The 11597-nt window shown below is 72.2% G+C and carries 8 protein-coding genes and 1 pseudogene; 6 read left to right on the top strand and 3 right to left on the bottom strand.

Annotation, left to right across the window (positions count from 1 at the left end; translation table 11 throughout):
* Positions 1–43 precede the first annotated feature (43 nt).
* Together AB0H87_RS12795 and lon are read left to right on the top strand one after the other, a co-directional pair.
* A complete protein-coding gene (locus tag AB0H87_RS12795) occupies positions 44–910 on the top strand; it encodes a hypothetical protein (protein WP_360143350.1) in 867 nt (288 codons plus the stop codon).
* A gap of 68 nt (positions 911–978) precedes the next feature.
* Positions 979–3297 (top strand): endopeptidase La, encoded by a 2319-nt coding sequence (gene lon, locus AB0H87_RS12800; protein WP_360143352.1) that lies wholly within the window; start codon positions 979–981, stop codon positions 3295–3297.
* Between the two features lie 120 nt (positions 3298–3417).
* Here lon and AB0H87_RS12805 read toward each other — a convergent pair whose 3' ends face one another.
* Positions 3418–4332 (bottom strand): phosphatase PAP2 family protein, encoded by a 915-nt coding sequence (locus tag AB0H87_RS12805; RefSeq protein ID WP_360143354.1) that lies wholly within the window; start codon positions 4330–4332, stop codon positions 3418–3420.
* 57 nt (positions 4333–4389) lie between these two features.
* Complete coding sequence (locus tag AB0H87_RS12810; protein ID WP_360143356.1) at positions 4390–4956, bottom strand: dihydrofolate reductase family protein; 567 nt, start codon at positions 4954–4956, stop codon at positions 4390–4392.
* Between the two features lie 74 nt (positions 4957–5030).
* Here AB0H87_RS12810 and AB0H87_RS12815 point away from each other — a divergent pair, with 74 nt between their 5' ends.
* Entirely contained in the window at positions 5031–5606 is a 576-nt protein-coding gene (locus AB0H87_RS12815; protein ID WP_360143358.1) for a TetR family transcriptional regulator, read from the top strand.
* On the opposite strand, the gene AB0H87_RS12820 is transcribed toward AB0H87_RS12815, so the two are convergent.
* On the bottom strand, positions 5590–6951 hold the full coding sequence (locus AB0H87_RS12820; RefSeq protein ID WP_360143360.1) for a sodium:proton exchanger: 1362 nt from the start codon (positions 6949–6951) through the stop codon (positions 5590–5592). The genes AB0H87_RS12815 and AB0H87_RS12820 overlap by 17 nt on opposite strands.
* Before the next feature lie 81 nt (positions 6952–7032).
* Here AB0H87_RS12820 and fdh point away from each other — a divergent pair, with 81 nt between their 5' ends.
* From fdh to AB0H87_RS12835, 3 genes and pseudogenes are all read left to right on the top strand, one after another.
* Positions 7033–10290, top strand: a complete 3258-nt coding sequence (gene fdh / locus AB0H87_RS12825) for a formate dehydrogenase (RefSeq protein WP_360143362.1) — start codon at positions 7033–7035, stop codon at positions 10288–10290.
* A complete protein-coding gene (locus AB0H87_RS12830; protein WP_360143364.1) occupies positions 10290–11222 on the top strand; it encodes a 4Fe-4S dicluster domain-containing protein in 933 nt (310 codons plus the stop codon). Before fdh ends, AB0H87_RS12830 begins: the two co-directional genes overlap by 1 nt.
* Positions 11219–11597 (top strand): annotated as a pseudogene (locus AB0H87_RS12835) (hypothetical protein); the annotation flags it as partial. The gene AB0H87_RS12830 and the pseudogene AB0H87_RS12835, both read left to right, overlap by 4 nt.

Consider the following 11597-nt stretch of genomic DNA (forward strand, 5'->3'; position numbering starts at 1 on the left):
GCGGGGGACAACGCCAGGTGCCCGGACCTGCCATCGTGGACGCATGCGGTGGCTGCGGATCGCGCCGGTGGTGGTGCTGCTGGCGGCCGGCTGCTCCGGTGGCGCGCCCCGCGACGTCGATCCCGGGCCCGCGCTGGCGGCGCAGCGGACGACCGCGACCAACATCCTGGCCCGCTGGGACCGGGCCGCGGCCGGCGACGACGTCGTCGTGGTCCAGCCGCTCGGCGGGCTCCGCCAGGTCGGCGACTGGGAGGCCGCCGTCGGCGACAACCACAAGGCGGCCTTGCTCGCCGGTCTCGTCGAGGCGGCCGGACGGCTGCCGGCGGCGCACGACCAGGGGACCATCCGGCTGGCCGACGGCCGGACCCGCCCGGTGCGGCCGTTGACCGCCGCCGCGGCCCTCGACCGGGCGGCCCGGAGCAGGCAGCCCTGCGCGCCCTGCCGGCCGTTGCGGGTGACCGGCGCCCGCCCGATCACCGCCGACCTCGACACGGTCGGCGGCCGTGTCATGGCCCCGGCCTGGGAGTTCACGCTCGCGGACAGCGCCGTGCGGCTGGTGGGCAGCGCGGTGCCGGACGGCGCGGTCACCGTGCTCCCCGCGTTCGGGCGCCCGGAGGGGCACGACGCCGCGCCATGGCTCGAGCACGCCAGAGCGGCCGACGGGCCCGCGCTGGCCGTGTCCTTCGCGGGCGCCATCGTCCCGGCCGACGAGCCCTGCGGTTCCGACTACGTCGGCGAGGCGGTCGAGTCGGCGCGGGCCGTCGTGGTGCTGATCGCGGTCAACCGGACATACGACGGCAAACGGTGTCCGATGATCGGCGGCGTGCGGAGCCTGACGGTGCGGTTGCGCGCCCCGCTCGGTGAGCGGACCGTGCTCCAGCTCTACACAGGTCTCCCCATAACGGGATGAATCACCCGTGACCTGGGTCACGAGGCGGCTCGGGAACAGAGTGCATGCTTTGTAACTTGAGTACGTACATGGCAACTCTTCCCGTCCTGCCGTTGACCGACGCCGTACTGCTTCCGGGCATGACCGTGCCGGTCACCCTCGATAACAACACTCAGGCCGCCGTCGACGCCGCCCGCGCCGCCGGCGACAACCGCGTGCTTGCCGTGCCGCGAGTCGACGGCGAGTACGGGTCGATCGGCGTCATGGCGCTGATCGAGAAGGTGGGCCGCCTGCCCAGTGGCGAGCCCGCCGCCGTCATCCGTGGCCTGTCCCGGTCGAAGATCGGTTCCGGCGTGCCCGGTCCCGGCGCGGCCCTCTGGGTCGAGGCCACCGAACTCGACGAGACCCCGCCCGCGGGCAAGGCCCGCGAGCTGGCCAGTGAATACAAGGCCCTGGTGAAGTCCGTGCTCCAGCAGCGCGGCGCCTGGCAGGTCATCGACGCCGTCGAGCGGATGACCGACCTGTCCGAGCTGGCCGACTCGGCCGGCTACGCGCCGTGGCTCAGCCTCGAGCAGAAGATCGAACTGCTGCAGGCACCGGATGTCACCGCCCGCCTCGAGCTCCTCGTCGGCTGGGTGCGCGACTACCTGGCCGAGCAGGAGGTCACCGAGCGGATCACCAACGACGTCCGCGAGGGCCTCGAGAAGTCGCAGCGCGAGTTCCTGCTCCGCCAGCAGCTCGCCGCGATCCGCAAGGAGCTGGGCGAGGACGAGCCCGACGGCTCGGCCGACTACCGGTCCCGCGTGGAGTCCGCCGACCTGCCCGAGAAGGTGCGCGAGGCGGCCATGCGCGAGGTCGGCAAGCTGGAGCGCGCGAGCGACCAGTCGCCCGAGACAAGCTGGATCCGGACCTGGCTCGACACCGTGCTCGAGATGCCGTGGTCGACCCGGACCGACGACAACACCGACCTGAAGGCCGCGCGTGAGGTGCTCGACACCGACCACGCCGGGCTGGCCGACGTGAAGGACCGCATCCTGGAGTACCTCGCGGTCCGCAACCGCCGCGCCGAGCGCAACCTGCAGGTCGTCGGCGGCCGTGGCTCCGGCGCGGTGCTGGCCCTCGGTGGCCCGCCCGGTGTCGGCAAGACCAGCCTCGGCGAGTCCGTCGCGCGGGCCCTCGGGCGCAAGTTCGTCCGGGTCAGCCTCGGCGGCATCCGGGACGAGGCCGAGATCCGTGGCCACCGGCGTACGTACGTCGGCGCGGCTCCGGGCCGGATCGTCCGGGCGCTCAAGGAGGCCGGTTCGATGAACCCGGTCGTGCTGCTCGACGAGGTCGACAAGCTGGCCGTCGGCTACGCCGGCGACCCGGCCGCGGCCCTGCTCGAGGTGCTCGACCCGGCGCAGAACCACACGTTCCGCGACCACTACCTGGAGGTCGACCTCGACCTCTCGGACGTGCTGTTCCTCGCGACCGCCAACGTCGTCGAGAACATCCCAGGACCGTTGCTGGACCGGATGGAGCTCGTGACGCTGGACGGCTACACCGAGGAGGAGAAGGTCGCCATCGGCCGTGACCACCTGTGGAAGCGGCAGGTGGAGCGGGCCGGCCTGACGGACGACGAGGTGTCGATCGACGACGAGGCGCTGCGGGCGATCGCCGGCGAGTACACCCGCGAGGCGGGCGTGCGCCAGCTCGAGCGGGCGCTGGCCAAGGTGCTGCGCAAGGTCGCGGTGGCCCTGGCGACGGAGCCGGCCCCGGTGCGGGTCGACGAGACCGACCTGGTCCGCTACCTCGGCCGTCCCCGGTTCACGCCGGAGTCGGCGGAGCGCACGGCGACGCCGGGCGTGGCGACGGGCCTTGCGGTCACCGGCGCGGGTGGTGACGTGCTGTTCATCGAGGCGACCTCGATGGAGGGCGAGCCCGGCCTGACCCTCACGGGCCAGCTCGGCGACGTCATGAAGGAGTCGGCGCACATCGCCCTCTCCTACCTGCGTTCCAACGGCAAGCGCCTGGGCATCGACCCGAACGAGCTCGCCGGCAAGCGGATCCACCTGCACGTGCCGGCCGGCGCGGTGCCGAAGGACGGCCCGTCCGCGGGCATCACGATGGTCACCGCCCTGGCGTCGCTGGCGACCGGTCGCCCGGTCCGCCCGGAGTTCGGCATGACCGGCGAGGTCACCCTCTCCGGCCGCGTCCTCCCGATCGGCGGCGTCAAGCAGAAGCTGCTGGCGGCGCACCGGGCAGGCCTGACGGAGGTCATCATCCCGGCCCGCAACGAGCCGGACCTGGACGACCTGCCGCAGGAGGTCCGCGACGCCCTGACCATCCACGTGCTGGGTGACGTCAGCGACGTCCTGGCCCTGGCCCTCCGCCCGGCCGACGAGCGCGAGCTCCTCGCCGCGGCATAAACCGCACAACCAAACGAAGCCGCCCAGGGTGTACGCCCTGGGCGGCTTCGTGTGAGCGCGACCTGCCGCGCCTGGTCGCCGGTGGGGAGCCCGGCAGGCGGGTCGCGGGGCGACTCGGGGTCAGCGCTCCACGCTGGGGCGCGCGCGGATCGTGTCCCGGGTCCAGTCGGGTGCGGCGAGCGACCCGGTGGGCTCCGGCTCCGGTGCGATCGGGCGGATCAGCCAGAGGGCGCCGGAGACGACCAGCATCGTCAGGACGCCGACCGCGGCCGTGGCCAGCATCAGGCGCACGCCGGCGTCCGGCGCCAGCGCGAGCACCAGCATGATCAGCAGGGTCAGGGCGATCGCCTGGGAAAGCAGGCCCGTGACCGCGTCGTCGTCCGCCTGTTCCTTCGGCGTGCCGGCCGTGCGGTCCGGTGCCCGGGTCAGCGCCGCGGCGGCCAGGCAGAAGATCGTGCCCACCAGCAGCAGGCTGCCGACCACGTCGCTGAAGCGGTGCCAGCCCAGCACCATCGTGGCCGCTGCGATGACCGACACCCCCGTGGTGCCGGGCACCGCGAGCCACCACCGCGCCCGGGGTGGCGCCACCAGCAGGATCCCGAGCAGCAGCGCGGCCGCGGCCGCGACGTGCCCGCTCGGGAAGCTGTTGTGCGTCGTCGAGCTGGCCACCCCGAGCTCCGGCCGGTCGAGCAGCTCCTTGACGAGACCCGCCGCGCCGGCCGAGCAGCCGAACACCGCCACCGCGGCCACCGCGGCCCAGATCCGCCGGGTCAGCACGCCCACCGCGATGATCGCGACGACCACGAGCCCGAGCAGCAACGGGTTGCCGAACCGGCCCAGCACCAGGGAGGCCGGACCGAGCAGGATGGTCTCCTGGACGTAGCTGCCGCCCCACTGGGCCCGGGGGAGCAGCTCGCCGTCGAGCCATTGGCCGGGCGCGCTCCGCACGAACAACAACCACGCCAGACCGAAGGCGACCGTGCTGGCGGCGGCGGCCGCGAGCAGCCGGCTGGCGGACGACGATCGCGGGTTCATGCGGACCATGTTGTCGACCCGGCATCCGGATCTCGTCCGGAACATGTCTTGGTTCTGTCACAAACTCCGGGTGTACGTCGTGACGACCGCGCCCGACCCGAACGTCCGCGCGCCGTCGAGAGTGAACCGCTCGGCCGGGACCGCGTCCTTGAACAACGGGATGCCGGCGCCGAGCACCAGCGGGTACTGCTTGATCACCAGCTCGTCGATCTCCGGCAGGAGCCGGCTCGCGAGGGTGCCGCCGCCGCAGAGCCAGATGCCGAGGCCGGGCTCCTGCTTGAGCCCGCGCACGGCGCCGAGCGGGTCGGCCTTGACGATCTCGACGTCGGTGCTCGTCAGCGTGGTCGAGAAGACGACCTGCCGCAGGTGGGCGTAGGGGCTGGTGATGCCGGCGTCCAGCGCCGGCGTGTAGCTGTGGCGGCCCATCAGGACCGTGTCGTAGCAACGGTTCGGCGCGTCCGCGATCCCGGCCGCGGCCCGGAACTGGGTCGGCACGGTCTCGGGCCGCTCGGCCTGCATCGCCGCCGAAACGTCGGGCTCGATCGGAAAGAAGTCGAACCGCCCGGCCGGGTCGGCGATGAACCCGTCGATGCTCGTCGCGACGTAGTACGTCAGCTTTCGCACGTCTGACCACTCCCTTTGTAGTGGTCTGAACGTAGTACTACACTTGCAGTGGTGCCAACCGCGAAGGAGCCCCGATGCGCCAGAACGCCGCCCGCCGCACGGCCCTGCTCGACGCCGCCATCGAGGTGCTGGCCCGCGACGGCTCCCGGGGCCTGACCTTCCGCGCCGTCGACGCCGCCGCCGCGGTGCCCACCGGCACCGCCTCGAACTACTTCGCCAGCCGCGACGACCTGATCGCCCAGGTCGCCCAGCGCACCCGCGAACGCCTGGCCCCCAACGAGGCCGACGTCGAGCAGACGATGCGGGCACCCCGCGACCGCGAGCTGGTCGGCCTCCTTATGCGCCAGCTCCTGTTCCGCATGCGGGCGGAGCGCAGCACCTACCTGGCGATGCTCGAGCTGCGCCTCGAGGCCACCCGCCGCCCCGAGCTGCAGGCCATGCTGGTCGAGGTGTTCAGCACGAACCTCCGCGAGAGCCTCGCGTTCCACATCGGAGCCGACCTCCCCGGCGACGAGACCACCGTGGTGCTGCTCTACCTCGCGATGACCGGCCTGCTGATCGACGACCTGACCCTGCCCGAGGTGCTCGCCCCGTACCCGTACCCCAAGTTGATCGACGACCTGGTCCGCCGCGCTACCGCGACGAGCTGATCGTCACCCGCTCCCGCAGGCGCAGCTTGCCGGCCGTCGTCGTGCAGCACATGTCGGCGCCCAGCGACCGGTACGGCGTGACCAGCCCGTCGCGGAACAGCGGCACCACGAGCCGGCGGTTGCGGATCAGCGTCGCCGCGGCCAGCACCAGGTACACCACGGACAGCACGACCAGCTCGCGCCCGCGCCACCCGGCCGGCACCGCCGCGCTCAACGCGAACTGCGCGACGAAGAGGCCCAACAGCAGCAGGGCCGCGCGCAGCGTGAGCGTGCGGCCGACCAGCAGCGCCACGGCGAGCAGCGACTGTGCCGCCGTCAGCAGCAGTTCCTCGCGCTGCGCGGCCTCGATCGGCAACCCGGACCAGCCCCCGCTGGACGCGGCGAAGACGATCGGCAGCGTGCCCACCAGCAGCGTCCACTGGTTGACCTTCGAGGAGACCAGTGCGCCGAGCGCCTCGGTCGTGTGCAGCCGCCAGGCGTAGAGCCCCGCGACCAGCAGCTCCGGCGCCTCCGAGGCGAGCGGTGCCAGCCACTGCACCAGCAGGAACTCGCTGATGCCGAGCTGCGCCCCGGTGTCCACGAGCGACTCGGCGAACCGTTCGGCGGTGAGCAGGATGATCGCGGCCGCCCCGACGAACATCGCCACGACGGTCACGCGACGCGGGCGGCGGGGCAGGCCACCGACCCACGCCGACGGGCCGATCAGGTCCGGCTCGCCGGCCGGCGCCCGGGACACCCGCCAGCTGTACGCGACGAAGACGGCCAGCAGCACCACGGTGTCCACCAGTGACAGCGTCCGCTTGAACGGCAGCACCAGGCAGTAGAGCGACGCCAGCGCCAGGAACGCGAGGGGCACGGAGTCCGGTCGGCCCAGGGTGACCCGCGTCGCCGTCGCGGGCGGCTCGCCCCGGCTCCGCATGCGTCGCCAGGCGATCAGCACGACCAGCGCCCAGCCGACGCCGACCAGGATCCGGTTGGCTCCGGTCATGTTGGCCAGCGCCAGCGAGCACGCCGACGTCTCCTCGCCGGGCGCCTTGCAGGACGGGCCGTGCGCCGCGACCGCCGCGCCGCCGCGGGCGGTGAAGACGAAGTCGACGGCGTACTCGGGAAGCACCGCGATCAGCGCGAGCACGGCGACCGCGAGCCCGGCCGAGATGTCGACCTGCGCCGCCTCCGCCGCCCACGCGAGGAGGAACGCCGCGCCCACGATCGCCACGCCGAACAGGGCGGCCGCGACCGGCGGGGACGGGTGCGCCCCGGCGAGCGCGACCACCACGCCGGGCACGGTCACGAGCAGAGCCAGCAGGCCGAGTGCGGGTGGTCGCGGCCGGGGGGCGCCAGACATGATCAGGACGATAATCGATGCACCCGCGGCAGTTGCCCGGCAAGCCGTGCGGGTGGGCAGGCCCTGATCTAGGGTGAGACCGTGGGGGTCCGGACGTTCATCGAGGGCTGGCCGGTCTACCGGCAGCTCACCGGCACTGACCCGCTCGGGCGCGGTCAAGCCGCCCGGTCCGCGCGCACCGACGCGCTCGCCCCTCGCACCGCCGAGGCCGACACCATCGCCAAGTCCGTCTGTCCCTACTGCGCGGTGGGCTGCGGCCAGCGGATCTTCGTCAAGGACGGCAAGGTCACCCAGATCGAGGGCGACCCGGACAGCCCGATCTCGCGCGGCCGGCTCTGCCCCAAGGGCTCGGCCAGCAAGAGCCTCGTGACCAGCGACCGGCGGGTCAGGAAGGTGCTCTACCGGCGTCCTTATGGGACCGACTGGGAAGAGCTCGACCTCGACCGGGCGATGGAGATGATCGCCGACCGGGTGGTCAAGGCCCGCGAGGACACCTGGGAGGACAAGGACGACGACGGGCGGCCGCTCAACCGCACCCTGGGCATCTCGAGCCTGGGTGGCGCCACGCTGGACAACGAAGAGAACTATCTGATCAAGAAGCTCTTCACGGCGATGGGCGCGATCCAGATCGAGAACCAGGCCCGTATTTGACACTCCTCCACCGTCCCCGGTCTGGGGACCAGCTTCGGCCGTGGCGGGGCCACCACGTTCCAGCAGGACCTGGCAAACGCCGACTGCATCATCATCCAGGGCTCCAACATGGCCGAGGCACACCCGGTCGGGTTCCAGTGGGTGATGGAGGCGAAGAAGCGCGGTGCGACGGTGATCCACGTCGACCCGCGGTTCACCCGGACCAGTGCGGTGGCGGACCAGTACGTCCCACTGCGCGCCGGCTCCGACATCGCGTTCCTCGGCGGGGTGATCAACTACATCCTGCAGAACGAGCTCGAGTTCCGGGAGTACGTCGTCGCGTACACCAACGCGGCCACGATCGTGACCGAGGACTTCCAGGACACCGAGGACCTCGGCGGCCTGTTCTCCGGCTACGACCCGGAGAAGGGCGTCTACGACCCGGTCAGCTGGCAGTACCAGGGCCACGAGAAGCACGCGCCGTCCCGCGGTGACACCCACACGCAGCGCGAGACCGGCGCCGGGCTCGAGCAGGAGTCGCACGGTCCGCCGGTGCCCGCCGGCACCAACCGGGACGAGACGCTGCAGAACCCGCACTGCGTCTACCAGATCCTGAAGCGGCACTACTCCCGCTACACGCCCGAGGTCGTCGAGCAGGTCTGCGGCGTCCCGCCGGAGGAGTTCCGCAAGGTCTGCGAGGCATGGACCCGCAACTCCGGGCGCGAGCGCACGAGCGCACTGGTCTACTCGGTCGGCTGGACCCAGCACAGCGTGGGCGTGCAGTACATCCGCACCGGCGCGATCATCCAGCTCCTGCTCGGCAACATGGGCCGGCCCGGCGGCGGCGTCATGGCGCTGCGCGGGCACGCCAGCATCCAGGGCTCGACCGACATCCCGACGCTGTTCAACCTGCTGCCCGGCTACCTGCCGATGCCGCACCACACGCAGCACGAGACGTTCGAGAAATGGGTCGAGGCCATCCGGCACCCCGGCCAGAAGGGCTTCTGGAACAACGCCCGGGCGTACGCGGTGAGCCTGCTCAAGGCCTACTTCGGCGAGTTCGCCACGGCGGACAACGACTGGGGCTACAACTACCTGCCCCGGATGACCGGCGACCACGGCACCTATCAGCAGGTGCTCAACATGATCGACGGGAAGGTCAAGGGCTACTTCCTCCTGGGCCAGAACCCGGCGGTCGGCTCCGCGCACGGCCGCGCACAGCGGCTCGGCATGGCCAAGCTCGACTGGCTCGTCGTCCGCGACCTCTACATGATCGAGAGCGCGACGTTCTGGAAGGACTCGCCCGAGATCGAGACCGGCGAGATCGTGACGGAGGAGTGCGCCACCGAGGTCTTCTTCCTGCCGGCGGCCTCGCACGCCGAGAAGGAAGGCACGTTCACCCAGACCCAGCGGATGCTGCAGTGGCGCGAGAAGGCCCTCGACCCGCCGGGTGACTGCCGCTCCGAGCTGTGGTTCTTCTACCACCTGGGCCGGCTGGTCCGCGAGCGCGTCGCGACGTCCACACTGGAGCGCGACCGCGGCATGCGCAACATCGCCTGGAGCTACCCGACCAGCGGCCCGCACAACGAGCCGGACGCCTCGGCCGTGCTCAAGGAGATCAACGGGTACGACATCGCCACCAGCCGCCCGCTGTCCGGCTACACCGAGCTCAAGGCCGACGGCTCCACCTCGTGCGGCTGCTGGATCTACAGCGGCGTCTACGCCGACGGGGTCAACCAGGCCGCCCGCCGCAAGCCCGGCAGCGAGCAGAGCTGGGTCGCGCCCGAGTGGGGCTGGGCCTGGCCCGCGAACCGCCGCATCCTCTACAACCGCGCCTCCGCCGACCCGCACGGCGTGCCGTGGAGCGAGAAGAAGGCGTACGTCTGGTGGGACGCGGAGAAGGGCGAGTGGACCGGCCACGACAACCCCGACTTCGAGAAGACCAAGGCGCCGTCGTACCGGCCGGAGGACGGCGCGGTCGGCGTGGCCGGGCTGCGCGGCGACGACCCGTTCATCATGCAGGGCGACGGAAAGGGCTGGCTGTACGCGCCGCAGGGGCTGATCGACGGCCCGCTGCCGACGCACTACGAGCCGGCCGAGTCGCCGCTGCGCAACCCGCTCTACGAACAGCAGGCCAACCCCACCCGCAAGGTGTACGACCGGCCCGACAACCAGCTGAACCCGGCGCCGCCGGAGGCACACTCCCAGGTGTTCCCGTACGTCTTCACGACGAGCCGGCTCACCGAGCACCACACCGCGGGCGGCATGAGCCGGCAGCTGGCCTACCTGTCGGAGCTGCAGCCCGCGATGTTCGTCGAGGTCTCACCGGCGCTGGCCGAGGAACGCGGGCTCACGCACATGGGCTGGGCCCACGTGATCACCGGCCGGGCCGCGATCGAGGCGCGGGTGCTGGTCACGGCCCGGCTGCGGCCGCTGCGGCTGGACGGGCGGGTCATCCACCAGATCTGGCTGCCGTACCACTGGGGCGGTTCCGGCCTGACCACCGGTGACTCGGCCAACGACCTGTTCGGCATCACCCTGGACCCGAACGTGCTGATCCAGGAGAGCAAGGTCGGCACCTGCGACATCCGGCCCGGGCGCCGGCCCACCGGCCGGGCCCTGCTCGACTACGTCGCCGACTACCTGCGCCGGGCGGGGCTGGACGCCTCGCACTACGCACCGCTGGAGACACCCGGAGCGGGGGACTGATGCCAGGACCCAACAGCCTCTACGGCCCGGTGGACCCCGCGCCCGACGCGGGCTACACCGACGCGCCGCCGCGGATGGGCTTCTTCACCGACACCAGCGTCTGCATCGGCTGCAAGGCCTGCGAGGTGGCCTGCAAGGAGTGGAACGCCGTCCCCGACGACGGTTTCGACCTGCTCGGCATGTCCTACGACAACACCGGTGGACTGACCGCCAACAGCTGGCGGCACGTGGCGTTCATCGAGCAGGCGACGCCGCCGAGCGAGGCCGCGATGGACGTGCTGCGCGAGGCCGAGAGGTCGGTGTCGACGCAGTTCCTCGGCATGCCGTCGTCGACCCTGCCCGGCGAGACCGGCCGCGCCGACCGCGACCTGCGCTGGCTGATGATGTCGAACGTCTGCAAGCACTGCACCCACGCCGGCTGCCTCGACGTCTGCCCGACCGGTTCGCTGTTCCGCACGGAGTTCGGCACGGTCGTCGTGCAGGAGGACATCTGCAACGGCTGTGGCTACTGCGTCTCGGCGTGCCCGTACGGCGTGATCGACCGGCGCGAGGACGACGGCCGGGCGTGGAAGTGCACGCTCTGCTACGACCGCATCGGCGAGGGCATGACGCCCGCGTGCGCGCAGGCGTGCCCGACCGAGTCGATCCAGTACGGCGAGCTCGACGAGCTGCGGGACCGGGCGGCCAAGCGGGTCGAGGTGCTGCACCAGCGGGGCGTCTCCGAGGCCCGCCTCTACGGCCACGACCCGGCCGACGGCGTCGGCGGCGACGGCGCGTTCTTCCTGCTCCTCGACGAGCCGGAGGTCTACGGCCTGCCGCCGGATCCGGTGGTGCCGACGCGCGACCTGCCGAGCATGTGGAAGCATGCGGGCGTGGCAGCGTTGACGATGGCGGCCGCCGTGGCGGCGGCGTTCCTCGGGCGGCGGCCGTGAGCCGCAAGGACCACGCCGCGCACCAGAGCGGCGAGGTCGTGCGCGCGGGCGACGGGAACGGCAACGGTCACCGCGCCGCAGGCAACGGCCACCGACCGGCGGGCAAGGGCAAGGGCGACCGGGTCATGGTGCCGCCGGCCGACTTCCGGTCCTACTACGGCCGACCGGTGATCAAGCCGCCGGTCTGGACGCACGACGTCGCGGCCTACCTGTTCACCGGCGGGCTCGCGGCCGGGGCCGCGCTGGTCGCCGCCGGTGCCGACCTCACCGGGCGCCCCGCGGCTGCGGGCGACGTTGTTGGGCCGGTAGCCGAGCTGGCGGATGGCCTCGCGGACGGTCTCCTGGGTGGCCTCGGCGACCCAGCGCTTGCCGGAG

This window comes from Asanoa sp. NPDC050611 (assembly GCF_040654855.1).
GTDB lineage: Bacteria > Actinomycetota > Actinomycetes > Mycobacteriales > Micromonosporaceae > Asanoa.

What these genes read in the sequence shown, in the direction of transcription:
- AB0H87_RS12795 (WP_360143350.1), top strand. Translation starts at nt 44, where the DNA reads ATGCGGTGGCTGCGGATCGCGCCGGTGGTGGTGCTGCTGGCGGCCGGC.
- lon (WP_360143352.1), top strand. Translation starts at nt 979, where the DNA reads ATGGCAACTCTTCCCGTCCTGCCGTTGACCGACGCCGTACTGCTTCCG.
- AB0H87_RS12805 (WP_360143354.1), bottom strand. Translation starts at nt 4,332, where the DNA reads ATGAACCCGCGATCGTCGTCCGCCAGCCGGCTGCTCGCGGCCGCCGCC.
- AB0H87_RS12815 (WP_360143358.1), top strand. Translation starts at nt 5,031, where the DNA reads ATGCGCCAGAACGCCGCCCGCCGCACGGCCCTGCTCGACGCCGCCATC.
- AB0H87_RS12820 (WP_360143360.1), bottom strand. Translation starts at nt 6,951, where the DNA reads ATGTCTGGCGCCCCCCGGCCGCGACCACCCGCACTCGGCCTGCTGGCT.
- AB0H87_RS12830 (WP_360143364.1), top strand. Translation starts at nt 10,290, where the DNA reads ATGCCAGGACCCAACAGCCTCTACGGCCCGGTGGACCCCGCGCCCGAC.